Source organism: Streptomyces sp. NPDC055400, assembly GCF_053644375.1.
On sequence record NZ_JBSHLM010000005.1, the window covers coordinates 1 to 25,679 of the forward strand.

A 25,679-nucleotide genomic window follows, 5' to 3' on the forward strand; every position below is an offset into this window, starting at 1 on the left:
TTCCACCGCGCCGTCGTCACCGACCCGGCCTTCACCAGCGACCCCTTCACCGTCCACACCCGCTGGATCGAGACCGAGTTCGTCAACGAGATCAAACCCTTCGCCGCCACCCCCGACACCGACCACGACGAGGAAACCGGCCGCGAGACCGTCGTCGTCGAGGTCGGCGGCAAACGCCTCGAGGTCTCCCTGCCCTCCTCCCTCGGCATGTCACTGGCCCGCACCGGCCTCGCCGCCGGCGCCAAGCCCAAACGACGCGCCGCCAAGAAGTCCGGCCCCGCCGCCTCCGGCGACACCCTCGCCTCCCCCATGCAGGGCACCATCGTCAAGATCGCCGTCGAAGAAGGTCAGGAAGTCAAGGAAGGCGACCTCGTCGTCGTCCTCGAAGCCATGAAGATGGAACAACCCCTCAACGCCCACCGCACCGGCACCATCAAGGGCCTCACCGCCGAGATCGGCGCCTCCATCACCTCCGGCGCCACCATCTGCGAGATCAAGGACTGAGCGCTGTCCCTCCCCCGACGACCCGCACCCGAGAGCCCGGGAGGACGACCTCCTGGGCTCTCGGGCTGCTCCTGGCCTGCGCGGCCACTCCTGGGCTTCCGCGCTGTCAGTCGTTGGTGCTCAGGCCGGATTCTCGAAAATCGGGGTGATCACGGCCCGCGCCACCGCGTGGGTGAAGAGCTGGAAGCCCAGCCAGGCCGGGGAAGCCGCCGTCGGCACATCCAGCTCGGGCGTGTCCAGCGCATGGACGGCGTACATGTATCGGTGGGGACCGTGCCCGGGAGGGGGCACCGCGCCGAGGAAGCTGTGCCCGCCCGCGTCGTTGGCCAGCATCTTCGCGCCGGCGGGGAGGTACTTCCCGCCCGGCGCCCCGGCACCGGCCTCCAGTTCGTGCACCGACGCGGGGATGTCGTACACCGCCCAGTGCCAGAAGCCACTCGCCGTCGGCGCGTCCGGGTCGAAGCAGGTCACCGCGAAGCTCTGCGTGTCGACCGGGAAACCCTCCCAGGACAGCTGTGGAGAGCGATCCTCGCCCGGGCCTCCGAAGAGACTGCTGCACTGTGCGACATCGAGGGGCTTCCCGTCCGCGATGTCCGTGCTGTGCAAGCCGAACTCCGGCAATGAGGGCAGGACGCTGTACGGATCGAAGGAGTGGGGCATGTGCTTCTCCTCTGGTCAGGCGGTCAGGTGCGCACGGAAGCGGTCGGTGACCGACCCGCCCTGATCGGTCACACCCTCCGACACTCGCACGACACCCACAGGCGCCGCACGCCGCAAATGGGCGACTTCTGTCCGGACGGCGTCCGTCCCTGTCGATATGCGTCCCGGAAAAGCGTGGCCACCGGAGATGAAACACCCCGCCCACGCGATATTGATTCATACTACAAGTAGATGCATAATGCGCTTATGGATAAGCGGGTTATGGAAGTCGACCCCCGGGCCGAGGGCCTGATGATCGCCGTGGAGCAGTTGGTCCGCTACGTGCGGCAGAGCGCCGTCGCCGGCGGCCTGAGCACGGCGGCCTCGTCCGCGATCGGCCGGCTGGGCCGCGAGGGCTCGTATCGGCTGAGCGAGCTGGCCAGGGCCGAAGGTGTCTCCCAGCCGAACATGACCCAGCTCGTCACCCGCATGGAACGCGCGGGCCTGGTACGCCGAGTGGCTGACCACAACGACGGCCGGGCCGTCCTCGTGGAAGCCACCGAGAGCGGCCTCGAGGTCTTCCGGCAGCGGCGCGCCGAGCGGACCCAGGCCCTCGATCTGCTCATCGGGGAGCTGACCGAGCCGGAGCAGCAGGCGGTGCGGACCGCGTTGCCCGCCCTGGCCCGCGCCATCCAGGACCGCCAGACCCGTACGGCCCACGACTGACCCGTCCCTCCGCAACCTGTCCGCTCCCCGCACCCCCTCCTCCCCACTCCTCTTCTCGACACTTTGGAGAGAACCGCGCATGAGTGCACCGCATGGAAAGGCCGCCAGTCCCTTCAAGCAGCCAAAAGCCGTCTGGGCCGTGGCGTTCGCCTGCGTGATCTCGTTCATGGGCATCGGCCTGGTCGACCCGATCCTGCCCGCCCTGGCCGAGAACCTGCACGCCTCACCGAGCCAGGTCTCCCTGCTCTTCAGCAGCTACCTGATCGTGACGGCGGTCGCCATGCTCTTCGTCGGCTGGATATCCAGCCGTATCGGCGCCAAGCGCACCCTGGTCGTGGGCCTGGTCGTCATCGTCGTCTTCGCCGCACTCGCCGGCACGGCCGGTTCCGTCAACGGCATCGTCGGCATGCGCGCCGGCTGGGGCCTGGGCAACGCGATGTTCATCGCCACCTCCCTCGCCGTCATCGTCGCCTCCGCGAGCGGCGGTTTCGGCGGCGCGATCATCCTGTACGAGGCCGCGCTCGGCCTCGGGATCGCCGTCGGCCCGCTGCTGGGCGGGGAGTTGGGCGGCATCAGCTGGCGCGGACCGTTCTTCGGCGTCGCCGTGCTGATGGCGATCGCACTGGTCGCGACCCTCGCCTTCGTGCCCTCGCTGCCCAAGCCGAAGCGCCCCACCTCGCCGATCGCGCCGCTCAAGGCGCTGCGCCACCGCGGTCTGCTGACCATGGGCATCATGGCCCTGCTGTACAACTGGGGCTTCTTCACGATGCTCGGCTACGCCCCGTACCCGATGAAGCTGAGCGCGCACGAGCTCGGTCTGGTCTTCACGGGCTGGGGACTGCTGGTGGCCGCCTTCAGCGTCTTCTTCGCCCCGCGTCTTCAGGCCCGCTTCGGCACCGCTCCCGTCCTGTACGCCAACCTGCTCGGCCTCGGCATCGTGATGGCGCTCATCGCCGCCGGCGTCGACAACCCCACGGTCGTCATCGTGGCCGTCATCGTCAGCGGCGCCTTCATCGGCATCAACAACACCCTCACCACCCAGGCCGTCATGCTCGTCTCCCCCGTCGAGCGCCCCGTGGCCTCATCCGCCTACGGGTTCCTGCGCTTCATCGGCGGTGGCCTCGCCCCCTTCGTCGCGGGCAAGCTCGCCGACGCCACGGACCTGAGCGTGCCCTTCTATCTGGGCGCCGCCACCTTCCTCCTGGCCATCCCCGTACTGGCCAGCGGCCATGGTCTGTTGCGCAAGGCCGAGGCGGATCCGGTCGGGAGTGAAGCCGTCAGCCCGTCGCTCACGCCTGTCGGCAAGACAGCCGCCGCGACCGACGCGCCGCCCGTCATCGTCGCCGTGGGCGCCCACGACAAGGCGGCCCGCATCGTCGACGCCGCGGCGCGGCTCGCTCGCGACACGGGCAGCCCGCTGGAGGTCGTCCACGTCCAGCAGACCGCGGTCGTCGAGGAACAGGCCGTCGACACCGAGACGGACGAACAGGCCCGCGCCGCCGTGACCGCCCACCTCGACCGCCTCAGCGCCGACGGCATCACCGCCACCGGCCAGATCCTGACGAGCGTCGGAGACCACGCCGCCGCAGGCCGTGCCCTCGCCCACCACGCGGCGGACGTACACGCCCGCGCCGTGGCCATCGGACACTCACCGCGCGGCCCCCTCGCCCAGTTCGCCGACGGCAGTCTCACGACCGCACTCACCCACTCCGCCACGTGCACGGTCGTCCTCGTCGACGCCGACAGCACGCCCAGGCACCTGACCAAGGACAGCCTCGCGGAGCTGCGCGACAGCGTGGCCTGAGCGATTACCCTCCGGGCTGCGGTGCCTTTCCGCACCGCGGCCCGGAGCCGTCTCCACCCACGGAGGCCGCACAGACGAGGTCGCCGTCGAACTCGCCCATGCGTCCGGCAGCGGAGACCAGGCTCGCGAAGACCCGCTCCCTGCACGAGGTTCGCCCGGGGCCAGGGGCCCGACTTCTCGTTCTCGCGAACGCACGTGTATGCGCGGGCCAGTTGCAGCGCGACGCGTCGTGCGCCGCGCGACCGCTCCGCAACGGTTCCGTCGATCCTGATCCCGGGCCAGGCCATAGGAACGACGCAGGACCGACCAGCACCAATTTCGGACCTGGTGTATCAAGCGGCGAGCGATATCGGCAGACTTCATGCATAGCACTCCACCATCACGAGGGATTCACATGATCACGCTCACCAAGGAAGACGGACCGGCTGATCTCGACGGTGTGACCCACCTGTCGATCGGCGTGTCCTGGGACCCCACCGCCGGAAGCAGCGGCGGGCTGATGGGCAAGCTCCGCCGGAACGTCGGCACGGACCTCGACCTCATCGCCATCGCGCTGCAGGGCACGGACCCGGTACGGCTCGCAGGCCTCGACTCCCTGGACCCGCTGGGCAACGGCTCCCTGGTGCACAGCGGCGACAACCAGACGGGGCGCGGCGACGGGGACGACGAGACGGTGACCGTCGAGTTCGGCCGCGTCCCGGCCAACATCACGTCGATCGTCTTCGTGGCCGCCGCCTACAAGAAGTCCAGCTCCTTCACGAAGGCGCGGAACATCAGCTTCAAGGTGTACGACGCAACCGGCGGCACCTCCCAGCAGGTCGCCGACATCTGGCCGAGCCTGCTCACCAACGACAACGGCTGCCGTGTCGCCAAGGCGATCCGGGTCAACGGCAGTTGGAAGCTCGAGGTGCTGAACGAGACGGGGAAGATCAAGCAGGGCGACGAGCGGGCGCTGATGCGTTTCGCGGTGAGCAACCGGTAGGCCCTGAGGCGCCCGGCCCCGAACCGGTCAGTGATGTGGCTCCCGGCGCGCCGACGTCGAAGGGTCGCTGCCTGCCGTCAGGTGCGTGGTGAACCACGACCTCGCGAGGCCGGCCACCCGGTCGAGCGCTCCGGGTTCCTCGAAGAGATGCGTTGCTCCGGGCACGATCTCCAGCCGGTTCTCGCAACGGAGTTGAGCCTGGGCGGCACGGTTCAGGTCGAGCACCATCAGGTCGGCCCCGCCGACGATGAGCAGGGTCGGCGCCCGCACGTCGTCGAGGCGGGGTCCGGCCAGGTCGGGCCGTCCGCCGCGGGACACCACCGCGCCGATGTCCGGGTCGTCGGCGGCCGCCCGGAGCGCCGCCGCGGCGCCGGTGCTGGCACCGAAGTACCCGATCGGCGCCGACTCGCGGTCGCGCAGCCAGCGGGTGGCTCCGGCCAGCCTGCCGGCAAGCGTGCCGATGTCGAAGACGTTGTCCCGGTCGGCTTCCTCGGCGGGCGTGAGCAGGTCGAACAGCAGCGTGCCGAGGCCCGCTTCCTGCAACACCTCCGCCACCGCACGATTACGCGGGCTGTGCCGGCTGCTGCCGGAGCCATGGGCGAACATCACCAGCCCCGCGGCCCTTTCCGGCCGTGCCAGGTCTCCGGCCAGCCGGACTCCGGCGGCCTCCACCTCCACGCCGGTCGTGGCCGGTGCCTGCCGTACGCGTGCGGGGTCCGCCACGGCCCGTGCCAGACACGCGGCCACTTCCTCGTCCGTGGTCTGCGAGAAGTCGCTGTACCACTCACCGACGGCACCGAACAGGGGCGGTACGGAGAGGCACACCACGTCGTCGGCCACCACGCTCAGTCTGCGCACGGCGTCCGGCGGCGCGACCGGCACGGCGAGGATCACGCGGGCCGCGCCCTGGGCCCGTACGACCTGGCACGCCGCCGCCGCCGTGGCACCGGTGGCGATCCCGTCGTCCACGACGATCACGGTGCGGGCCTCGCCGGTTGCCGGAGGCCGCCCGCCGCGGTACCTCCGTGCCCGCCGCTCCAGCTCCTGTCGCTCCGCGCGCTCGACGGCCGCGATGTGGTCGGGGCCGATCCCGCAGTGGCGCACGACGTCGTCGTTGAGGACCCGCACGCCGCCCTCGCCGATCGCGCCGAACGCCAGTTCCGGCTGGTAGGGGACGCCGAGCTTGCGGACCACGATCACGTCGAGCGGGGCGCCGAGCGCACGCGCCACTTCGAAAGCCACCGGAACCCCGCCACGGGGCAGCCCGAGGACGACAGGCTCCTCGTCACGCAGATGTTGGACCGCTGCGGCCAGCCGCCGCCCGGCATCAGTACGATCCGTGAACCGCACAGCGCTCGCCCCTCTCGGAGGCCTCGCAGGTAAGGGCAGGCACCTCCTGCCCTTACCTCCGGGCTAACCCCGTTCGCGGCGCCGCGCAACTCGGGGCGTGCGCACCGCGCGACCCGGGCCGCACTCCGGCGCGACAATGGTGGTGCGGATGATGCGCTCCTTCGCGGAAGGGCGGCACCCCCTATGCCGTACATATCGGTCACGGCGCTGAGCCACCCCGGACTCAGGCGCGAGCACAACGAGGACAGCCTGGTCGTCGGCCCATGGACGCTGTGCGGATCGGTGACGGAGAATCCGCAGACGATGGCGTTCCCGCTCGGCCATCCACTCGTGGTCGCTGTCGCCGACGGCATCGGCGGGCAGCCGGCCGGCGAGGTCGCCAGCAGCCTCGTCGTCCGCCGGCTCGCCTTGTTCGGGCCGGCGCTGGACGGCGAGGAAGCGGTTCGTGACGCGCTGGCGATGTGCAATCACGCCGTGTACGCGGCGGCCGACCGCGCCCCGGAGCTGGCCACGATGGGGACGACCGTCGCGGGTGTCGTGATCCTCGAACACGAACTGCTCGTATTCAACGTCGGCGACAGCAGGGTGATCGAAGTGGGCCCGGCCGGTGACGGCATCGAGACGAGCGGCGACGGCGGTCTCACCGGTGCCCGGGCCGCCACGGACGACACGCTCCACCAGGTGAGCGTGGACGACAGCCCACCGCCTCCGCAGGGCCGGCGCACCACGTCGATCGTCACGCAGGCGCTCGGTGGCGCACAGGCGTTCAGCGCGATCACGCCGCACGTCAGCACGTCCACGCTCACCCCGGGTACGCGCATGCTGGTGTGCAGTGACGGCTTGACCGATCCCGTACTCGAGAGCGAGATCGACGATGTGCTGCGGGCGCACGACGGCGGCCGGGCCGTCTTCGAGCTGTGGAAGGCCGCCATGGCCGCGGGCGGTCCGGACAACGTCACGATCGCGCTGGTCTCCGTTGCCGGCTGACCCGGCAACGGCCGACGAGCCGACCGCCCCAGCCACTGGCCGGCCCCGTCAGGCCGGGACGTAGCGCAGCAGCACGATCCCGCTCCGGAAGGACTTCGAGTCCACGAGCCGCAGTCGCGGCACCTCGTACCCATCGGGGAAGAGGCGCCTGCCCCGGCCTTGGACGACGGGGTACACGAAGAGGCGGTACTCGTCGACGAGGCCCGCCTCGATCAACGTGTGGGCCAGGCTGATGCTGCCGGTGAGCACGATGTCCTTGCCGCCCTCCAGCGCCTTCAGGGCGGTGACCTCCTTGACCGCGCCGCCGGACAGGACGGTCGAGTTCTCCCACTGCGGGTCCTCGATCGAGCCGGACACGACGTACTTCCGCACCTGGTTGAGGTAGTCGGAGATGCCCGTGGTGTCGTCGGTCAGGCCGGGCCAGTAGCCGCGGAAGTCCTCGAAGGTTCGCCGGCCCACGAGCAGCGCATCTGCCTCGCTGTCCTGACGGTGGCCCTCCTCCAGCACATCGGCCATGTCCGCGTTGCCCTGGGCCTGCGGTTCGAACCAATCGGTGAGCATCTCGACGCAACCGTCGACGGTGATGTTCTGGGTGATCGCCAGAGTGCGCATCCCGCGCCTCCTCCTGAGCCGTGGCTGGTCCACCCTTCATGACCGCGCCCGCCCCGGAAAATCATCGGCGGCCCTCATCCGGCCGGCGCCGTGACGAGGCCGGGGTGTCGGAGGGCCATGCACGTGGGGTGCCGACAGTGTCACAAGTCGGCACCCGGAGCATGGCGTGACCGGTCCAACACCGGTGTCTTCCTCAGGTGTTGAGGGCGTTGAGGGTGTTGAGCAGTGCGGCGAGGCCGTCCGCGTAGATGCCGTGGAAGAGCTCCTCGGCGTCGGCCTCGCTGACGCCGACGGGCGTGAACGAGCCCGTCCATTCCACCTGCGACGTTCCGGGTGCGCCGGGTATGTCGCGCACCGTCAGCGTGGAGAGGTAGTCGGTGACGGGGAAGGGCGCCTGCTCGATGGCGTAGGAGTAGGTGCGCTTGTGGTGGTCGAAGGCCTTGAGGCGTTCGACGATGACGCCGCCGTCCTGGTTGGTCAGGCGGCGAACGCGACCGCCTTCGCTCAGTTCGCTCTCGGGGATGTACGGGAGCCAGTCGGGCAGGGAGTCGAAGCCGCCGATGAGCTGCCAGACGTCGTCGGCGGATCGGGGGAGATCGATGGTGGCGGTGGCGGTGGTGGCCATGTACTGCTCCTTGCGTGTGCCGTGGAGTCGGGTCAGGCAGTGGGGGTGGGGGCGTCGGCGGCGATGAGCCGCTCGTCGCGGAGCGCGGTCCAGAAGGCGGCCGGGACGTTCTCGTCGAGGGCGGCGACGTCCTCGGCGATGCGGCTGGGCCGGGTCGCGCCGGGGACGACGGCAGCCGTCGCCGGGTGCGCCAGGGCGAACTGCAGGGCGGCGGCCTTGATGCTGACACCGTGCGCGGCGGCGAGCGCCTTGATCCGCTCGACCTTGGCGACGATGTCGGCCGGGGCCTTCTGGTACTCGAAGTGCCGGCCGCCGGCGAGGATGCCGGAGCTGTAGGGTCCGCCGACGACCATGTCGACGTTCTGCTCGGTGGCGGCGGGCAGCAGGCGCTGCAGGGACCGGTTGTGGTCGAGCAGGGTGTAGCGGCCGGCCAGGAGGAACGCGTCGGGCTCGGGCTCGTCCAGGCCGAGGGTGAGCTCGATCGGCTCCACGCGGTTGACGCCCAGGCCCCAGGCCTTGATGACGCCCTCGTCGCGGAGGTTCTGCAGGACGCGGAAGGCGCCGGTGCGCGCCGACTCGTAGACGGCGAGCCAGTCGTCGCCGTGGAAGTCCTGGGCGACGTCGTGCACCCAGACGATGTCGAGCCGGTCCGTCCGCAGGCGCTTGAGGCTGTCCTCGATGGAGCGCAGGGTGGCGTCCGCGGTGTAGAGGTCGACCATCTTGTTCGCGCGGCCGTGCTCGAACAGGCCGCCCTTCTCGCCCAGGTCGCGGTCGGCGGGGTCCTCCAGCTCGTCGAGGATGACGCGGCCGACCTTGGTGCTGAGCACGTACTCGTCGCGCGGCCGGCCGGCCAGCACCTCGCCCAGGCGCAGCTCGGACAGGCCCGCGCCGTAGAAGGGCGCGGTGTCGAAGTAGCGAATGCCCTGGTCCCAGGCGGCTTCGACGGTGGCCGCGGCTTCCTCGTCCGGGATGCTGCGGAACATGTTGCCGAGCGGGGCGGTGCCGAAGCCGAGGGATCCCGGCAGGAGGGACTTGATACCCATGGTGGGAAACTTTCTGTTCGAGGTGTAATGCGGCTATCAGGACGTTTTCCCCTGTTCCGCGGCTCTTGCTCTGTCGAGGTTAGGATCGAGAGGTCAGACTGTCCAAGACTTGCTTGGACACACTTGAGTCCCCCGAGGTCTTACATGCTTGACCTGCGACAACTTCGCTATTTCGTGGCCGTGGCCGAGGAGGAACACGTCGGCCGCGCCGCCGATCGCCTGCACATTTCCCAGTCACCGCTGAGCCGGCAGATCGCCCAGCTGGAGAAGAACCTGGGCCTGACCCTGTTCGAGCGCAGCCAGCAGCGCCTCCGCCTCACCTCCGACGGCCGCGTCTTCCTCACGGAGGCCACGGCCCTGCTGCGGCACGCGGACCGGCTCGAGAACCTCGGCCGCCGCCTGGGCCGCGGCGAGGAAGGCGGCCTGTGCGTGGGATACGTCGGCGATGCCATGCACACCGGGATCCTGCCCCAGGCGCTGCGCGCCCTGCACGACGAGCGCCCCGGCATCCACGTGGCCCTCTACGACCTCACCGCGGCCCAGCAGTTCGAGGGCCTGCGCCAACGCAGCCTGGACATCGCCCTCGTGCCGGAGGCGCCCCCCGAGACGGACCCCGACCTGCGCAGCGCCCTCCTGCTCGAAGACCCCCTGCTCCTGGCCGTGCCGAGCAGCCACGCACTTGCGGGGCGGGCGGAAATCCTGCCCGAAGACCTCGACGATCAGCCGTGGATCGCCATCGAGAACAGCCAACAGCCCGCCTGGCGCGACGACTTCGTCGCCTCCTGCGCGGCGGCCGGGTTCACGCCCGACATCCGGCTCGAAGCCCCCGAGCCTCTCACCGCTCTCGGCCTGGCCGCGTCCGGCCTCGGCATGACGCTCGTCCAGGAGAGCATGCTGCGAGGCGACACCCCAGGGGTCACCGTCCGTGAACTCCCCTGGTTCCAGAGGTCAGTACGCCTGTGGGCAGCATGGCACCAGATCGATCTGCGCCCGGTCGTCACGTCCTTCCGCGCGACCGTACTCAACACCAAGGACACCGCGGACGAACCCGTCAGGTGAGGCCGGCGGCGGCCCGCTCCTCCGTGCTCCGGGGCGCCTTCTCGCGGCGCGGGAGCAGCAGCGGAGTGGCCAGGAGCACGACTCCGGCGAGCGCGATCGCGATGCGCGGGCCGGTGACGGCGGCGACGACACCCCACAGGGCGGTCAGAGCCGCGATCGAGAGGCTGCTGCTGACCGACCACGCGGACAGCGTGCGGGCGACCCGGTCGGGGTCGGCGTGTTCGAGCCGGTAGGTGGCAAGCACCGGATTGAACAGGCCGCAGCACGTCACCAGGCCGAGCTGGACCGCGATGACGAGCACGATTCCGGGTACTCCGGGCTGGACGAACGCCAGTCCGATGGGCCAGCACGCACGCAGCGCCCCGACGACGAGCATCACCTTGTGCTGCCCGAACCGTGCCACGAGCGGGTGCGCCACGCGTGAGCCGATGAGTCCACCGATGCAGGGGACCGCGAACGCAAGACCGTACTGCCAGGGTGCGAAGCCGAGTCGGCTCAGCATGAGCACGGCGATCAGCGGCTCGGAGGCCATGATGAGGCCGTTGACAACGATCGAGTTGAGGAACAGCGGGCGCAGCGTGCGGTGGCTGAGGATGTAGCGCCAGCCTTCGAGCAGATCACCGGCGCGCAGCCGCGGTGCGGCGGCCCGCGCGGGGCGCGTTTCCGTCCCTCCGATGGCGCGGATGCCGAGCGCCGAGAGCAGGTAGCTGACCGCGTCGGCAACCACGGTCGTCACGGGTCCGAACATGCCGATCGCGGCCCCGCCGAGCGGCGGCCCGACCACGATCGAGGTCCATGTCGTCGACTCGAACCTGCCGTTCGCGACGAGCAGGTCCTCCGGCCGCACGAGCGACTTCAGATACGCGCCGCCGGCCGCCTTGAAGGCGATGTCGGCCGCGGCGGCGACGACGGACACGACGAGGAGCTGGGCGAAGCTGAGCCGGCCGAGCGCGAACGCGGCGGGGACGCTCATCAGCGCCGCGAACCGGATCAGATCCATCGCGATCATGACGGGCCGCTTACGCCGGAACTCCATCCACGGCCCGAGGGGCACCGCGACCACGGCCCCCACGGCCCGCCCCGCGGCGGCCAGCGCCGCCACCTGGGTCGGCCCGGAGTGCAGTACGAGGATCGCGATCAAGGGAAACGCGCCGAACCCGAACCCCGTGCCGTACGAGCTGACCGCGAACGCCGCCCACAACCACCCGAACCGCCGCCCCAGCGCCCGCCTGCCCTTCACGCCCACCGCACCTCTCGCCGCCCCGATCACCCACACGTTGACCACCGACATCAAAGCGAGGAGCAGACGACGAGATCAAACAACCGACCCGCCATGAGAACACAACCCGTCGTTGTACCCAGCACGAGGCCTTGCACCCGGCACGCCGAGAGCACGCACCAAACGCCGTGGGGCCGCCCTTCGGGCGACGGCGGGGGTTTGGAGACAGGCCTGGGTCGCCACTACTGGCCTGGCGGCTTCCCCCACTCCAAGGAGCGAGGGAAGCGACCCGACCTGTCGAGAGGAGAGCTCAGCGCTTGAGCGTGAAGGTGAAGTCGCCGGAGAGCTTGCCGCTCAGCCGGACGGCCGAAACGAGCTTCCCCTCCTCGATCAGTCTCTCGGCCTCGGTCCGCGACAGACCGCACCCTTCAGCGATCAGTCGCACCGGCCGGACAGGGATCCGCGCCGCGAAGCGGACCAGGACGTCGATCACCTCGCGGTCCAGGTGGTCCGGTCCGCCGGTGTCGAGGCGCCAGGCGTTGTCCCAGTCGAGGGCGATGCGATTGCGGCGCCGCACGACCGGGTCCTGGAGCAACTCAGCTGCCAGGCCAGGGTCGTTGTCATGCATCCGGTCCAGCAGCTCGGGCCGTACGGAGCGCACATTCATCCGCTCCAGGACCGTGAGCTTTGTGGTTCCCCCGCAAGCGGTACAGAGCGCGAGGAGCCAGGCGTCGATGAGCTTGTGGTTGGCGTTGACGCGGAATTTGCCGTTCGCCCGGAAGCGGCCGGACGCGCACGCGTGGCAACGGCGGAGAACGAGCGGCAGGCAGGTGGGCATGACCACCCAGCTATTGAGCACAGAAGTACACCGGTTTCAGTGAGAAGTCCGCAGCAAAAAGGAGCGCGGCGCGTATGCGCGACGCGCGACAGATCAGCGCTCGGGAGGTCTCACAGGGTGTACAACGGCACGTCCTTGCCTGGGCGACTTGGTTCGGCAGCACGGTAATGGCCCGCAGCGGCGCTGTTCCAGTGGTTTTCGGATCCCGCCGGCGCACTCCGGTCCGCCGGACAGGCACTGGCGCACCAGACGGCCGCACGGCCGCCGTCCACAGGCACGACGGCACGGTGCAGGAAGCCGGCGCTGCCGGTGACGACATTTGTGCGCCCGCCCGTTGGGCGAGGAGTCATGATGTGGCCATGGCGTTCTCGACGGCGTTCACAGAGATGTTCGACGTGCGGTACCCGATCGCACTTGCGCCGATGGGTGGGTCGGCCGGCGGCGCACTGGCCGCGGCGGTCTCGCGCGGCGGCGGTTTCGGGATCCTCGGCAGCGGGTCCGGGGACCCGGAGTGGCTGGCACGTGAGGTGCCCGTCGTGGCGGGCACGGGAAGTCCGTGGGGCGTCGGATTCCTGACCTGGGGAATCGACGTCGGCGTGGTGGAGCGTGCGCTGGAGTACGGGCCGAGGGCTGTGATGCTGTCGTTCGGCGATCCGAGCCCCTATGCGGAGCGTGTCCGCCGGGCAGGAGCTCTGCTGATCCTTCAGGTCACCGACCTGGACGAGGCCAGGCAGGCCGCGGACCTGGGCGCCGATGTGATCGTGGCTCAGGGAACCGAGAGCGGCGGGCACGGAGCCGCGCGCGGGCGCTCCACGTTGCCGTTCGTGCCCGCGGTCGTGGATCTCGTGGATCCGGTGCCGGTACTGGCGGCCGGCGGGATCGCCGATGGCCGTGGCGTGGCGGCCGCACTCGTGCTGGGCGCGGCCGGAGCGGTCATCGGAACCCGCTTCCAGGCCACCGCAGAGTCCCTGGCCGATCCCTCGATCACCAAGGCCATCGTCGAAGGACGCGGGCAGGACACCGAGCGGAGCACGCTACTGGACATTACCCGCGGCTCCCGATGGCCCGCAAAGTACCCCGCCCGAACCCTCGGCCACCCCTACCTCGACACCTGGCGCGGCCGGGAGGCCGAACTCGCCGCCGACCCCCAAGCCCGTCAGGACTACCAGGACGACGTGGCCCGCGGCACCATCCCCCCACTGCCGGTCTGGGCCGGCGAAGCTGTCGACCTCATCACCGACCTCCCCTCGGCAGCCGACCTCGTCACCACCCTGGCCACGCAGGCCGAGGAGTCGCTGGCCCGCGCGTACCCCCGCTGACACACCAACTGCCCACGCGGCTACGGCCTACCCCTTCCGCCCGACCCCGCCGAACATCGCCACTTCATCAGGCACCGCGGCGATGGCACCCTCCGGCCGCCAGCGTGAGCAGGAGACCACGCCCGGCTCAAGCAGTTCCAGGCCGTCGAAGAACCGGGCGACCTGCTCCGGGGTGCGCTGGTTCAGCTTGGGTGTGCCGTGTCCGTTCCAGAACGCCACGGCCGCGTCCGCGTCCGGCATGGCCGGGCTGGTGATGGTGTGAGACAGGACGAGATGGCTGCCGGAGGGACTCCCGGAGACGGCGGGAGCGACCGCTCAGGAATCAACTGCCGTACAGAGAAGGGTGATTGAGGGAGGCAAAGGAGAGGGGGATCGGGCGGGTGACCCATGGGGGAGCGGTGTCAGGTCAGGCCGCTGTGGTGACCGTGGTGGCCTGCCAGGCGAAGTCGTCCGGGTCGGTGAAGGTCCCGGCGTCGCCGCCGAGCACGAGCCGGTGCGATCCGCTGCCGTCGACGGGCACGCCGACATCCTTGGCCAGCGCGCGGCGCCCGTAGAGAGCCAGCTTGACCGGGCTCGAGGGCGTATCGAACTCGACGTACTTGCGGCCGAAGCTCTTCGCCACGGTGAGACCGCGGTCGACGTAGAACTGCCTGCTCGCGGCGACGTCCGCCACGCCCAGCAGGAGCACGATGCTGTCGATCTGCCGGGTCGCCGGGCCTTTGTCCTTCCGCGCGGACGTGGCGACCTTCCAGATCGTCCCGTCCGGTGCCTGGACGACGCCGCCGTATCCCCACAGGGACTTCGTGACGGGCTTGAGAGGCGTGGCGCCGGCGTCGAGGGCCGTGCCGATGAGCGCTTTGACGTCGGCCGGCTGGGACACCGTGAGCGACAAGGAGAACCCGCGGAAGCCGGTCGTCGGCGCCTCCGAGGCGCTCAGTCCGACCTGAGTGTCCAGGCCGAACGCGGCGGTGTAGAAGCGCTGGGCGGCCGTGGGATCGGCCACCTGGAGGGTGATGGATTCGATGGAGGTCATGGGCATCACGCTAGTTGCGGCTCGGTGAGGAATGCTTCTCCATTCCTGACCGGTATCGACGGCGACGCCCTCGTCATGGCAACCGTCACCCCGCGCTGGTACGCGCTGGGCGTCATGCCGACCAGCTCGGTGAAGCGGGTACGGAAGACGCCCTGCGACGTGTATCCGACCAGGAAACCGACCTCGGTGACCGTGAGTTCGTCACCGCGCAGCAACGCCTTCGCCCGCTCGACACGACGCGTCATCAAAAAAGCGTACGGCGACTGACCGTACGCGAGCCGGAACTGCCGGCTGAGGTGCCCGGCCGGCCAGTTCACGCCGCGGGCGAGCGCCTCCATGTTCAGCGGCTGCGCGTACGCCCGGTCGATCCGGTCACGGACGCGGCGCAGTCGCACCAGGTCCTTCAGCCGCTGGTCCTGGGCGAGCGCGCGCCCCCAGGCGGGATGGCACATACGACACCTACCTTCATGGGTATCCGCGCGCGCCAGGGGACCCTGGGGCCACCTGGCGCGGCAGGGCTCAGCGAAGCTCCTGGATGCGGACCATGTTGCCCGCGGGGTCACGGAAGGCGCAGTCACGGACGCCGTACGGCTGCTCGGTCGGCTCCTGGACGACCTCGGCGTCGGCCGCCTGCACCTTCTCGAACGTGCCGTCGAGGTCCCGGGTGGCCAGCAGGATCCAGCCGTAGGTGCCCTTGGCCATCATCTCTGCGATGGTGCGGCGCTCGTCCTCGCTGATGCTGGGGTCCGCGGCCGGCGGCGCGAGCAGGATGGACGTGCCGGGCTGGCCGACGGGGCCGACCGTGATCCAGCGCATCTTGCCCTGGCCCACGTCGCTGCGGACCTCGAAACCGAGGGCGTCGCGGTAGAAGGCCAGGGAAGCGTCCGGGTCGTCGTGCGGGAGCGCGGTGGTGTGAATGGTGATGTCCATGAACCCACGTTAGTAGCAGCCCGGCGATCCGCGCTTCTCCGATCCTGACCGGTCGGGCCGTCTGTTCACCCCATCCGCACACCCCCGTGGGGTGAAGGGCCATCCACGACTCGGTGCGGCTACTGCTCCAGGCTCTTCACGTTGTCCCCGAACGTCCATCCCTTCGACCCGTCCCAGTTGATCGACCAGGTCATCAGCCCTTTGAGGCCACCGCCGTACGTGTTCCATGCCTGCGAGACCAGACTCGGTGCCATGTAGCCTCCGCCCGCGCCGGGCTGGGCGGGCAGGCCGGAAACCTGCTTGTCGTAGGGGACCTTGATCGTGGTGCCCTGGACTACGAGCCCCTTGTTCAGGCAGTCGGTCTGGGCAGTGAAGCCCTGGACGGTGCCGGCCTCGTAGGAGTCGCCGGAGCAGCCGTACATGCTGCCGTTGTAGTACTGCATGTTGAGCCACCACAGGCGGCCGTTGTCGGCGTACTTCTTGATGACCGGGAGGTACGCGCCCCAGATCGAGCCGTACGTGACGCTGCCGCCGGTGACATACGCCGTCTCGGGGGCCATCGTCAGGCCGAACCCGGCGGGCATCTGGGCGAGGATGCCGTCGATGATACGGATCAAGTTCGCCTGTGATGTGGAGAGTTGGCCGATGTTCCCGCTTCCGGTGAGGCCCGTCTCGATGTCGATGTCGATGCCGTCGAAGTTGTATTTCTTCAGGATCGGGACGATCGTCTCGACGAAGTGGTCCGCGACGGCGGTCGAGTTGAGGTCGATGCCCGCTGCCGCACCGCCGATGGACATCAGGATGGTCTGACCCGAGGCCTTGGCCTGACACATCTCGGCCGGGCTCGCGACCTTCACGTTCGTGTCCATGCCGTCCTCCCACAGCGCGGTGCCGTCGGAGCGGATCACGGGGAAGGCCGCGTTGATGACGTTGTAGCCGTGCTGTGCCATCTCGGGATTGGTGATGGGGGTCCAGCCGAACGGCGGGTGCACGCCGTTGGACGCGCCGTCCCAGTTCTCCCAGTAGCCCTGGAGGACCTTGCCGGCCGGTCGCGGCTTGGTCTGGCAGGTATCGGCGGCGGGGGCGGCAGGTGCCGCGACCAGGACGGTGGAGAGGGACGCGGCCGCCGCGAGGGCGGCGCCGAGGAGACGGGACGTACGACTGCGACGGGACATGGGGGGCCTCCGCAGGGTCACCGGGCGGGTGGGGGTTGGCGTGAGCACGACGCACGGTAGAGAGGTCCAGACCTTTCGTCAATGGGTATGGACCAATGGGGAGTTGGGGGCGAGTCGGGGTCGAGTTTGGGGTCGAGTCGCGGATCAGGCTGGTCGATCGGAGCTAAGAGGTCGCGCGCCGTGGCTGTGGCCGGGCCGCGCTTCCGTCGGCGGTGTCGGGGCGGTCCTCGGGCGCCGAGCGCCCGGCCTGGGCCCGCAGTGCGGCGAGCCCCGCGAGGACCGTGCTGCGCTTGGCGGCCGAGCTCATCCAGTCGGGCAGCCTCGGGATCACCGCCAAGGACGACGACGGACTCCCCCGCTCCCGCAGACGCGCGCCGACGTATGCGGTGAGCGCGTCGACGTGCTCGATGTCGTACGCCCACAGCAGCCGGCCCGCGCAGCGCGTCTGCAGCCACAGCGGCCTGCCGAAGAACGGCTCGGCCGGACCGCCGAGCGTCACGCCGACGCGGGCGTTGCCGCGCCGCTCCGGCTCCCACTCGGCCGTGGCCCCGCATCGCGCACAGGTCAGCCGCCTGGGCAGGAACAACAGGTCTACGGAACAACGGAGTTCGGGCCCTCCCGGGCGCGGAACGACCACGGCACGCGCGGAGCAGCGGGGGCACACCACGAGGATGCGGGCCGCGAAACGGGCCAGCATGACGCCTGCGTCGACGTGCCGGTGCCCAGCGGCATCCACAAGGCCTCCCCTGTCTGTCTCGGCTGTCTGTCTCGGCGCACCGACCGACCCTGGGCCGGCCTCAGCGGCAACCACGTAGGGGCGTCCTGACCCTCCGCCCCGTCCGGCTCACCTCGCTCCGTCAGCCGCTGTAGGTCACCGGAAGTGTGAGCAGGCCGCGGGCGCGCATGGATGGCCGCCACTGCGGGTCGTCCCGGGCCGGCTCGATCTCCTTGAACCTGTCGAGCAGGGCCGCCAGAGCGATCTCGGTCTCGGCGCGGGCCAACGGCGCGCCGAGGCAGTAGTGGATGCCGTGCCCGAGTGCCAGGTGGCCGCCGGCATCGCGGTCCAGGTCGAGGCGATCCGGATCGGCGAAGCGGGCCGGGTCTCGGTTGGCGGCGGACAGCGAAAGCAGGACCGTCTCGCCTGCGGGGACCGGGACTCCCCCGATGGTCATGTTCTCGGTCGGGAAACGCCGGACGGCGAGAAGAGCCGGCCCTTCGTACCGTGCGAACTCCTCTACTGCATAGGGGAGTTGTGATCGGTCCTTGCGCAGGGCAGCCAGCTGCTCCGGATGGCGCAAGAGGGCGAAAACGGCGTTGCCGATGAGTTGCACCGTGTTCTCGTACCCGGCGAAGAGAATCAGGAAGGCGAGCGAGGTCAGTTCGTCCTCGCTGAGGCGGTCGCCGTCGGTGTCGCGGACCGCGATCAGGTCGGAGAGCAAGTCGGCACCGGGTTGCTCGCGTTTGTGAGCGAGGAGTTCGGCGAAGAAGCCGAGAAGCGCCGGCACCGCCTCCTTCGCCGCCTGGGGGTGGCCGGGATCCGGGGCGACGAGCGCGTCGGTCCAGGTGCGGAAGTCCGGGCGGCGGTCGTCCGGGACACCGAGCAGCTCGCAGATCACGGCGATCGGCAGAGGTGCGGCGTAGGAAGCGATGAGGTCCGTACTGCCTTGGGAGCCAAGGGCGTCGAGGAGTCGGTCCGCAGTTTCCCGTATGGGCGTACGGAGTTGCTCGACACGACGAGCGTTGAAGGCGCGGCCGACCAGCTGACGGATGCGGGTGTGGTCGGGGGGATCCATGTTCAGCAGGTTGGCATCAAGGGCCGGTGGCAGCGAAAAACCACGATAGGCCCCGTCCAGGGCGTGCTTCTTGTCCAAGGAGAGCCGGGGATCGGCGAGGGCGGCGCGTACGTCGGCGTACCGCGTGACAATCCAGGCGGAGTCACCGTCCGGCCCGGCGATGCGATGCACCGGCGAGGTGTCACGCAGGCGGCCGTAGACGTCGTATGGGCTGTCGATGAGCTCGTCCAACTCGTCCTGGAGATCCATATGTCCCACCCTAGGGTGTCCCTGCCACGCCGATCCGGCCACCGCCGACGGCGCCCAAGTCACGTACTGGCGACGAGTTCCGTGTGGGCTGCCGCCGTGGAGGTGGGCGTCGCGTCATTTCCGGCACGCGTGCGCCACGTTCACCTGTCGGGCGGCGGACGGCGTTCGCCGATCTAGGCCGGTTCCGGCCGTCGCACGTCAACAATCATGGGATCGGTCTTGCTGCCTCACGCGGCCTGTGTCTCAATGGGCGACGATTTCAGCACGTCACTCCCGCAACTGCATCCGCACCTGCACCGGGATCCGCACCTGCACCTTCCCCCCACTCGCACAGTGAAGGCAGGCTTCCCATGAGGTATGGAAGAGGGCTCGGTATCGGTTCGGCACTGGGTGTCGGCGTCGTCGTCGTGAGCGCGCTCGCGCTCGCACCCATGGCGACCGCGGTGACCCCCGACACCGCCACCATCTCGTTCGACTGCGGAATCTACGGGTCGGGCACGGCGACCCTCACGGCCACCCAGGACGGCACGGCCGCGACGATCAGCGTGTCGACCTCGGCCATCTCGGCGCCCGTCGACGTCGCGGCCGGCTCGGTCAACTCGACGCTCACGCTGACGAACAACGGCTCCGGCACGTCCACGTTCACCGGCAACTCCAACCCGGCGATCCCCGCCGGCAGCCCCGTGTCCACCGGGCCGCTGAACGGGTCCGTCGCCGCCGGGGACAGCCTGGAGGCCAAGTCCCTGAAGGTCGTGGTCATGGGTATCACCGTGACGTGTAACGCCACATCCGCCCAAGCACCCGGTCCGTTCGTCTTCTGACGCGCAGGGCCGACGTCGCCGGGCGGTGCCTCCCCGTCTTCATGGGCGGACGGCACCGCCCGGCTCCCGCGCGAACGGACTCCCGCGCGTCGTCCCTACCGCGGGTGTGCCGTAGTCCGCCAGAATTTGCACATGCTGAGGATCGGATCGGTTGTGCTGGGTGTCTCGGATGTGCCGCGTGCGGCAGCGTTCTGGGCGGAGGCCCTGGGATACGTACCGCGCGAGGAGATGGAAGACGACTGGGTGGTGTTGGTGCCGGCGGAAGGCGCCGGGGTTCAGCTGTCGCTCGGTCTCAGCGAGACGCCGGTCCAGGAGCATCCGCGGATCCATCTGGATCTGTACGCCGGGGACTCGGCCGATCAGGCCACCGAGGTCGAGCGGTTGGTGTCCCTGGGCGCACAGCGGGTCGCCTGGGACCTGTACCCGGCCGACGCCGACTTCATCGTGCTCGCCGACCTCGACGGCAACCGCTTCTGTGTCATCGACACCGGTCACGGCTGAGGGGCGCGAGGCAGAGGCCGTAGTGCTGCTGTCCGCGGAGCGGACCTGGGCCGTGAGCGGCGGCTCCTCATTGCATGTCCCTTCCCCCTCCGAAAGCGGCGACTACCGGACGGCTGCCTGACCAGTGCCGGCTACGTGAGCGAGCTCTGCTTGGGCACCACGACTCCGTAGAGGTCCTGAACCGTGGCGAGCGCGGCTTCATGAACCTGCTGCGCGGGGATGCCGTTCGGGTTGCCCTTGAGCGGCAGCGGCCGGGTCGCGGACGCGTCGCCGACCACGGTCGGATGGTTGCCGTTGAGGAACGCGCCCTGGCTCGTGAACAGGGTGCACATGTTCGTCATGAATCCGGCGATGATGACGTTCTTGCGCCCGGCCTTCTCGACCTCTTCGGCGAGGTTGGTGTGGTGGAAGCCGTTGGGGACGGTCTTCTCGACGACGGGCTCGCCCTTCGCCGGCTTCAGCGCCGGAATGATCTGACCCGCCTTCGACTTCAGGTCGTAACCCTTGTCGACGATGTGGATGACCGGTGTGCCCGCCTCACGGGCGCGCTTCAGCAGAGCTTCGGCGTTGTCCACCGCGGAGTGCCACCCGTCGAGTTCCATCACGCCCTGGGTGTAGGTGTTCTGGAAGTCGATCAGGATCAGCGTCGAGTCGGCCAGCTTCGCGGGCGTCTCGTCGAAGCCGTTGAGCTCGCGCAGCGTGGTTCTGAACATGGGTGTACCGCCTTCGGTCTTCGCGTGAGGTTGGCAGCCCGAGCGATGCGGTGGGCTGCGACCTGAACGCTATGACCCAGCAGGCGTGTCCACAATGACGTCTAACATGCAGATACCGACATGCCACTCGCGCACCACCGATGGCACGGCAGACCGGCCAGGGGGACTCATGCACGACATCGCCAGACGCCTCGTCGTCATCGTGCTCTTCGAAGGCGTCGACCTGCTCGACGTCACCGGGCCACCGGAAGTGTTCTCACTGGCCCGACGCGAGACGGAGGACGCGGCGGGATATCACGTCGTCCTCGCCGCCGAGAGCATGGATCCGGTCACCACCTCCGCCGGAGTCCGCATCCTCCCGGACATCACCTTCCGGGAGGCCGCCGAGGGGAGCATCGACACGCTCATCGTGCCCGGCTCGGTGGAGGTCGACAGCGAGCGCCGGGTACGCGCGCTGGTGGACCCCGAGCTGGTCGGCTGGGTGAAGAGACTCGCCGACCGCACCCACCGGGTCACGTCCGTGTGCGTCGGAGCACACCTCCTCGCCGCGGCCGGCCTCCTCGACGGCAAGCGGGCCACCACCCACTGGTCGACGGCGCCCCAACTGGCCGCGGACCACCCGGCCGTGGAGGTCGACGCCGACCCGATCTTCATCCGCGAGGGGAACGTGTGGACCGGAGCGGGCATCAGCGCCTGCCTCGATCTGTCGCTCGCGCTGATCGCCGATGACCTGGGCGAAGCCATCGCGCTGCGCGTCGCCCGGCAGCTCGTCATGTACTTGAAGCGGCCGAGCGGACAGAGCCAGTTCAGCGTTCCTCTGGAACAGCTCTCCACGACACGACGCATCGAGGATCTCCGCCACCACATCATGCGCAACATCAGCCGGCCGCTGACCGTCGTGGAGCTCGCCGAGTACGCGCACGTCAGCGACCGGCATCTCACCCGGCTCTTCAAGACCGAACTGGGCATGACCCCGCACACCTACATCGAATCCGTCCGCGTCGAGAAGGCACGCCACGACCTCGAATCCTCCGACGCCACCCTCGAACGCATCGCGTCCGCCTGCGGATTCGGCACGACGGACACCCTGGTGCGGGCGTTCCGACGACGGCTGAACACCACACCGACGGAGTACCGCCGCAGATTCCGGGTGCCCCGGACCCGCTGATGCCTGAGACCCCGCCACCCCTCTCCCACCGAGGTAGACACTGTCTAATCCCCAATGGTGGACAGTGTCCATGACTGATGAGAGCTCCCTTCGCGAGCGGCTGATCGACGTCGGTGTGGACCTGGTCCTCACCGAGGGCTCCGCGTCGGTGGGGCTGCGGGAGATCGCCCGGCGGGCCGGGCTCTCGCACGGGGCCCCGAGCCTGCACTTCGCCACGCACCACGCCCTGCTCGCGGCCATTGCCCAGCGCGGCTTCGAGGACCTCGCGGCCCGATTCGAGGCCGCCGCCGACCGCGAGGCGCCACCACGCGCTCAGCTGGAGCGACTTGCCGGGGCGTACGTCGGGTCCGCGCTGGAGCGCCGCGACATGTTCGAGCTGATGTTCCGTCACGATCTGCTCGGCGGGGCACAACAGGAGGCAGGCCGGTTTCAGTTGCGGACCTCCACGCTTCCGCTCTTCCTGCGGATGGTCGAGTTGGTCGGCCTGTGCAGGGAGGATCCGGACGCCGTGCACCGGCCCGGGTCGCCCATCCGTTCGGCCGTATCGCCCGCGGTGACCGCCGCCGCCCTGTGGTCCGGGCTGCACGGCATCGCCCAGCTGTGGACCTGGGGAAGCCTGCACCTGGCCCTCGGCACTCCCCCGCCGGCCGATCAGGAACGCGAACAGCTCGTCACGGCAGTCCTGGACGCTCATCTTGGGCCGGTGACGGCGTGAGCACTGCCGCGAGGCGACCCTTCGCTCTTCTGGCCTTCCTCCCCCTCCTCGGCCTGATTCCCGTCTTCCTGCTGCCTGGGCACGGGGACGGCGATGCCAATGCCACTCCCCCATGACAACTGGCCCTGGAGCCAGGCGGGAGTGATCGCGGCGCGCCGGGGGAGGGTCTGAATTCCCGTCAGCCGTAAGCCGGTTGAACGACTAGGGGGTGTCCAGTTCGTCGGAGCGTCCGGCGTCCAGGCAGGGCCACTGGGCGGTGGGGCGTCCGTCGGTGCGCATGTAGTTGCCGCTGATCTGCGGCCAGCCGACGGGCGAGTCCTCCCACGGCTCCTGCCGCCCGTACACCGTCCGGTCCAGCAGGCTGTACGTCTGGTCCATGGCCTCGACGCCGCGGCCTGTGGTCCAGTACGTCTCGAACACGCGGTCTCCCTGGCGCAGATAACACGCCAGCATGAACGGGCCACGCCCCGCCATCAGCGTGTCGATCGACTCCTCGGCCGAGTACCAGGGCACGTCCCAGCCCATGAAGTCGCGGTAGCGGACGCTCACCTCGTACGGGCCCTGGCACAGCGTCGCGTAGGTGACGTCACGGGAGTGCAGGTAGGACAGCTCGCGGACCTGACTGTTGAAGAACGTGCAGCCCTCGCACTGGTCGGCGGCGGGGTGGTCGGCGTGCCACATCTGGAAGTACGCGATGAGCTGCGTGCGGCCCTCGAACGCGTCCAGCAGCGTGACCTGACCGGACGGGCCGGTCAGCGGGGCGCCGGCGTCCACTTCCACCATGGGCAGCCGGCGGCGGGCCGCAGCGATCGCGTCGCCTTCACGGGTGTACGCCTTCTCCCGGATCCGCAGCGCGTCCAGTTCGGCCTGGTAGGCGGCTCGGTCGACGGCCTTGGGTGCGGGTGCGCTCGTTTCGGTGCTCATGAGAACTCATCCCTTCATGTCCTTGTCCGGAGGGCCTTCTCTGCCTCGCTCCAGAGCGACTGTCACCCCACCGACGAAGACGGACCTCCCCTATCGACACCGGCAGAGAAAAAGTTCGCCGGATGTGCACGACGTTAGTCACAGCTCGCCGTTTCCGCTGGTCAGCTCCCGGATCCGGCGTGTCAGATAGCGGCGCTCGGCCTCCGTCGGCGCCAGTTTCACCGCTTCCTCGTACGCGAGCCTGGCCTCGGCCCTCCGGCCGGAGCGGCGGAGCAGGTCGGCCCGGGTCGCGGGCAGCAGGTGGTAGCCGTCGAGCCGCCCGGATGCGGCCAGCTCGTCGACCAGCGCCAGACCGGCCGGGATGCCGTCCGCCATCGCGACCGCCACCGCCCGGTTCAGCTCGACCACCGGGGACGGGGCCAACCGGGCCAGCTCCGCGTACAGCACCGCGATCTGCGGCCAGTCCGTGCTCGCCGCATCGGGCGCGGTGGCATGACAGGCGGCGATCGCGGCCTGTACCTGGTACGGCCCGCTGCGCCTCGTGGCCAGCGCCTCGTCAAGGGTCTTCACCCCCTCGGCGATCAGCCCCTGATCCCACCGGCTCCGGTCCTGCTTCTCCAGCGTGACGAGCATGCCGTCGGACGTACGGGTCATGCGCCGCGCCTCATGCAGCAGCATCAGGGCGAGCAGCCCGCGCGGCTCGGGTTCGCCGGGCATCAGCCGGTTCAGGACCCGGGCCAGCCGGATCGCTTCGGCGGTCAGCGCCCGGCGGTCGTCCGCGCCCTCGTCGTCGTACCCCTCGTTGAAGATCAGGTAGAGCACGGCGAGGACGGCGGCGAGTCGCTGCGGGAGCAGGTCGGCGGGTGGCACGCGGTACGGGATGCCGGCCTCGGCGATCTTGCGTTTGGCGCGGACCAGGCGCTGCGCCATCGTCGGCTCGGTCGTCAGGAAGGCGCGGGCGATCTCGGCGGTGCTCAGCCCGGCCAGCGTACGCAGGGTGAGCGCGACCCGTGCGGGGAAGGGCAGCGCCGGGTGGCAGCAGGTGAAGATCAGCCGCAACCGCTCGTCCGGGATGTCCTCCACCTGCGGTTCATCCGGGCCGCGGGTGATCACGGCGAGCTGGCGCAGCTTGGCCGCACCCGCGGCGTCGCGCCGCAGCCGGTCGGTGGCGCGGTTGCGGGCGGTGGTGGTGAGCCATGCGCCGGGGCGGCGCGGCACGCCGTCGCGCGCCCAGGTCGTCAGCGCTGCGGCGAACGCGTCCTGCGCGCAGTCCTCGGCCAGGTCCCAGTCGCCCGTCGTCCCGATCAGGGTCGCGACCACCTGGCCCCACTCGTCCCGGAACGCCTCGTCGACGGCCGTCCGGACCCGGTCCTCCGGCGCGGTCATTCCCAGACCGGGCGGATCTCGACGCCGCCCCAGCGCGCGTAGGGATGGCCTTCGGCGATCGCGATCGCCTCGTCCAGGTCGGCGCACTCGACGATCACGAAGCCGCCGACGAAGTCCTTGGTCTCCGCGAACGGGCCGTCCGACACCAGGGTTTCGCCGTCCCGGACCCGGACCGTGGTCGCGTCCACCACCGGACGCAGCCGCGCGCCGACGAGCATGCCGCCCCGCCGGTCGAGATCCGCGAGCCAGGCCTGGTGTGTCGGGTCCGCCTCGAGCTCCTCGTTACTGGGCGAAACCTTCTCGTCGTCGCAGATAAGCAGCACGTACTTCACCCTGTTCATTCTGCCCCCGCTACCCCCGTCGTGAGGGCTTCGCCTCACGACGCAGGGCGCCATGAGGGTCGTGCACCGGGATCGGAAGCCGGCGAACCTGTTCGTGCAGCCCGGAGACCAGGCCAATCCCGCGTACGCGGGCAGCGGCGGTACCCGGGCCTGCGGATGGGTCGTCAGTCCTGGTGGACGACGTTCGTGCCGGGTCCGCCGGAGAGGGCTCGGGTACGTGCAG

28 protein-coding genes and 1 pseudogene are annotated in these 25,679 nt (G+C 69.8%); 11 read left to right on the forward strand and 18 right to left on the reverse strand.

What is annotated here, in order from left to right:
- Positions 1–504: acetyl-CoA carboxylase biotin carboxyl carrier protein subunit (locus ACWIGU_RS14055; RefSeq protein ID WP_454400578.1), on the forward strand; the 504-nt coding region annotated here is incomplete at its 5' end.
- 120 nt (positions 505–624) lie between these two features.
- On the opposite strand, the gene ACWIGU_RS14060 is transcribed toward ACWIGU_RS14055, so the two are convergent.
- The gene (locus ACWIGU_RS14060) at positions 625–1,164 is read right to left on the reverse strand and encodes a YbhB/YbcL family Raf kinase inhibitor-like protein (protein WP_454400580.1); all 540 of its coding nucleotides are present in this window, start codon (positions 1,162–1,164) and stop codon (positions 625–627) included.
- A 246-nt stretch (positions 1,165–1,410) separates the two neighbouring features.
- Here ACWIGU_RS14060 and ACWIGU_RS14065 point away from each other — a divergent pair, with 246 nt between their 5' ends.
- The 3 genes from ACWIGU_RS14065 (at position 1,411) to ACWIGU_RS14075 (ending at position 4,655) form a co-directional block, all read left to right on the forward strand.
- Entirely contained in the window at positions 1,411–1,869 is a 459-nt protein-coding gene (locus ACWIGU_RS14065; RefSeq protein WP_454400582.1) for a MarR family winged helix-turn-helix transcriptional regulator, read from the forward strand.
- Between the two features lie 79 nt (positions 1,870–1,948).
- On the forward strand, positions 1,949–3,673 hold the full coding sequence (locus ACWIGU_RS14070) for an MFS transporter (protein ID WP_454400584.1): 1,725 nt from the start codon (positions 1,949–1,951) through the stop codon (positions 3,671–3,673).
- 394 nt (positions 3,674–4,067) lie between these two features.
- On the forward strand, positions 4,068–4,655 hold the full coding sequence (locus ACWIGU_RS14075) for a TerD family protein (protein ID WP_454400586.1): 588 nt from the start codon (positions 4,068–4,070) through the stop codon (positions 4,653–4,655).
- Between the two features lie 27 nt (positions 4,656–4,682).
- Here ACWIGU_RS14075 and ACWIGU_RS14080 read toward each other — a convergent pair whose 3' ends face one another.
- Positions 4,683–6,005, reverse strand: a complete 1,323-nt coding sequence (locus tag ACWIGU_RS14080; protein ID WP_454400587.1) for a phosphoribosyltransferase family protein — start codon at positions 6,003–6,005, stop codon at positions 4,683–4,685.
- 183 nt (positions 6,006–6,188) lie between these two features.
- On the opposite strand from ACWIGU_RS14080, the gene ACWIGU_RS14085 reads away from it, so the two are divergent.
- On the forward strand, positions 6,189–6,992 hold the full coding sequence (locus ACWIGU_RS14085) for a PP2C family protein-serine/threonine phosphatase (RefSeq protein WP_454400589.1): 804 nt from the start codon (positions 6,189–6,191) through the stop codon (positions 6,990–6,992).
- 48 nt (positions 6,993–7,040) lie between these two features.
- Here ACWIGU_RS14085 and ACWIGU_RS14090 read toward each other — a convergent pair whose 3' ends face one another.
- The 3 genes from ACWIGU_RS14090 to ACWIGU_RS14100 form a co-directional block, all read right to left on the reverse strand.
- Positions 7,041–7,604 carry a dihydrofolate reductase family protein gene (locus tag ACWIGU_RS14090; protein ID WP_454400591.1) on the reverse strand — a complete coding sequence of 188 codons (564 nt, stop codon included), beginning with the start codon at positions 7,602–7,604 and terminating at the stop codon, positions 7,041–7,043.
- Between the two features lie 193 nt (positions 7,605–7,797).
- Complete coding sequence (locus ACWIGU_RS14095) at positions 7,798–8,229, reverse strand: SRPBCC family protein (RefSeq protein WP_454400593.1); 432 nt, start codon at positions 8,227–8,229, stop codon at positions 7,798–7,800.
- Positions 8,230–8,261: 32 nt separating this feature from the next.
- Entirely contained in the window at positions 8,262–9,272 is a 1,011-nt protein-coding gene (locus ACWIGU_RS14100) for an aldo/keto reductase (protein WP_454400595.1), read from the reverse strand.
- Positions 9,273–9,416: 144 nt separating this feature from the next.
- Between ACWIGU_RS14100 and ACWIGU_RS14105 the strand changes: the two genes are divergently transcribed.
- Positions 9,417–10,331: a LysR substrate-binding domain-containing protein gene (locus tag ACWIGU_RS14105; protein ID WP_454400597.1), complete on the forward strand. Its 915-nt coding sequence runs from the start codon at positions 9,417–9,419 to the stop codon at positions 10,329–10,331.
- On the opposite strand, the gene ACWIGU_RS14110 is transcribed toward ACWIGU_RS14105, so the two are convergent.
- Positions 10,324–11,571, reverse strand: a complete 1,248-nt coding sequence (locus ACWIGU_RS14110) for an MFS transporter (RefSeq protein WP_454400599.1) — start codon at positions 11,569–11,571, stop codon at positions 10,324–10,326. The two genes, ACWIGU_RS14105 and ACWIGU_RS14110, sit on opposite strands and share 8 nt — an antisense overlap.
- 289 nt (positions 11,572–11,860) lie before the next feature.
- Positions 11,861–12,388 (reverse strand): DUF1062 domain-containing protein, encoded by a 528-nt coding sequence (locus ACWIGU_RS14115; RefSeq protein ID WP_454401579.1) that lies wholly within the window; start codon positions 12,386–12,388, stop codon positions 11,861–11,863.
- Positions 12,389–12,747: 359 nt separating this feature from the next.
- Between ACWIGU_RS14115 and ACWIGU_RS14120 the strand changes: the two genes are divergently transcribed.
- Complete coding sequence (locus ACWIGU_RS14120) at positions 12,748–13,707, forward strand: NAD(P)H-dependent flavin oxidoreductase (protein ID WP_454400601.1); 960 nt, start codon at positions 12,748–12,750, stop codon at positions 13,705–13,707.
- Positions 13,708–13,734: 27 nt separating this feature from the next.
- Here ACWIGU_RS14120 and ACWIGU_RS14125 read toward each other — a convergent pair.
- The 7 genes and pseudogenes from ACWIGU_RS14125 to ACWIGU_RS14155 all read right to left on the reverse strand — a co-directional run.
- A pseudogene (locus ACWIGU_RS14125) lies at positions 13,735–13,995 on the reverse strand (SAM-dependent methyltransferase); the annotation flags it as partial.
- Positions 13,996–14,113: 118 nt separating this feature from the next.
- Positions 14,114–14,740 (reverse strand): glyoxalase, encoded by a 627-nt coding sequence (locus ACWIGU_RS14130; RefSeq protein WP_454400603.1) that lies wholly within the window; start codon positions 14,738–14,740, stop codon positions 14,114–14,116.
- A 5-nt stretch (positions 14,741–14,745) separates the two neighbouring features.
- Positions 14,746–15,192 (reverse strand): helix-turn-helix transcriptional regulator, encoded by a 447-nt coding sequence (locus tag ACWIGU_RS14135; protein WP_454400605.1) that lies wholly within the window; start codon positions 15,190–15,192, stop codon positions 14,746–14,748.
- A 67-nt stretch (positions 15,193–15,259) separates the two neighbouring features.
- Positions 15,260–15,670 (reverse strand): VOC family protein, encoded by a 411-nt coding sequence (locus tag ACWIGU_RS14140; protein ID WP_454400607.1) that lies wholly within the window; start codon positions 15,668–15,670, stop codon positions 15,260–15,262.
- A 119-nt stretch (positions 15,671–15,789) separates the two neighbouring features.
- Positions 15,790–16,845 (reverse strand): chitinase, encoded by a 1,056-nt coding sequence (locus ACWIGU_RS14145; RefSeq protein WP_454400609.1) that lies wholly within the window; start codon positions 16,843–16,845, stop codon positions 15,790–15,792.
- Between the two features lie 163 nt (positions 16,846–17,008).
- Positions 17,009–17,581: a hypothetical protein gene (locus tag ACWIGU_RS14150; protein WP_454400611.1), complete on the reverse strand. Its 573-nt coding sequence runs from the start codon at positions 17,579–17,581 to the stop codon at positions 17,009–17,011.
- Between the two features lie 121 nt (positions 17,582–17,702).
- Positions 17,703–18,887: a cytochrome P450 family protein gene (locus tag ACWIGU_RS14155; RefSeq protein ID WP_454400612.1), complete on the reverse strand. Its 1,185-nt coding sequence runs from the start codon at positions 18,885–18,887 to the stop codon at positions 17,703–17,705.
- Between the two features lie 350 nt (positions 18,888–19,237).
- Here ACWIGU_RS14155 and ACWIGU_RS14160 point away from each other — a divergent pair, with 350 nt between their 5' ends.
- Together ACWIGU_RS14160 and ACWIGU_RS14165 are read left to right on the forward strand one after the other, a co-directional pair.
- Entirely contained in the window at positions 19,238–19,708 is a 471-nt protein-coding gene (locus ACWIGU_RS14160) for a hypothetical protein (protein ID WP_454400614.1), read from the forward strand.
- A gap of 132 nt (positions 19,709–19,840) precedes the next feature.
- The gene (locus tag ACWIGU_RS14165) at positions 19,841–20,209 is read left to right on the forward strand and encodes a VOC family protein (protein ID WP_454400616.1); all 369 of its coding nucleotides are present in this window, start codon (positions 19,841–19,843) and stop codon (positions 20,207–20,209) included.
- A gap of 131 nt (positions 20,210–20,340) precedes the next feature.
- Here ACWIGU_RS14165 and ACWIGU_RS14170 read toward each other — a convergent pair whose 3' ends face one another.
- Positions 20,341–20,922, reverse strand: a complete 582-nt coding sequence (locus ACWIGU_RS14170; RefSeq protein WP_454400618.1) for a cysteine hydrolase family protein — start codon at positions 20,920–20,922, stop codon at positions 20,341–20,343.
- 169 nt (positions 20,923–21,091) lie between these two features.
- On the opposite strand from ACWIGU_RS14170, the gene ACWIGU_RS14175 reads away from it, so the two are divergent.
- Together ACWIGU_RS14175 and ACWIGU_RS14180 are read left to right on the forward strand one after the other, a co-directional pair.
- Positions 21,092–22,090, forward strand: coding sequence for a GlxA family transcriptional regulator (locus ACWIGU_RS14175; RefSeq protein ID WP_454400620.1), 999 nt, complete (start codon positions 21,092–21,094; stop codon positions 22,088–22,090).
- 70 nt (positions 22,091–22,160) lie between these two features.
- A complete protein-coding gene (locus ACWIGU_RS14180) occupies positions 22,161–22,805 on the forward strand; it encodes a TetR/AcrR family transcriptional regulator (RefSeq protein WP_454400621.1) in 645 nt (214 codons plus the stop codon).
- 201 nt (positions 22,806–23,006) lie between these two features.
- Here the strand turns inward: ACWIGU_RS14180 and ACWIGU_RS14185 are convergent, their stop codons facing one another.
- The 3 genes from ACWIGU_RS14185 to ACWIGU_RS14195 all read right to left on the reverse strand — a co-directional run bounded on the left by ACWIGU_RS14185 (position 23,007) and on the right by ACWIGU_RS14195 (position 25,447).
- Positions 23,007–23,729 (reverse strand): DUF899 family protein, encoded by a 723-nt coding sequence (locus ACWIGU_RS14185; RefSeq protein WP_454400623.1) that lies wholly within the window; start codon positions 23,727–23,729, stop codon positions 23,007–23,009.
- Between the two features lie 138 nt (positions 23,730–23,867).
- Entirely contained in the window at positions 23,868–25,115 is a 1,248-nt protein-coding gene (locus tag ACWIGU_RS14190) for an RNA polymerase sigma factor (RefSeq protein WP_454400625.1), read from the reverse strand.
- Entirely contained in the window at positions 25,112–25,447 is a 336-nt protein-coding gene (locus ACWIGU_RS14195) for a YciI family protein (RefSeq protein WP_356290791.1), read from the reverse strand. Before ACWIGU_RS14195 ends, ACWIGU_RS14190 begins: the two co-directional genes overlap by 4 nt.
- Between the last annotated feature and the right edge of the window lie 232 nt (positions 25,448–25,679).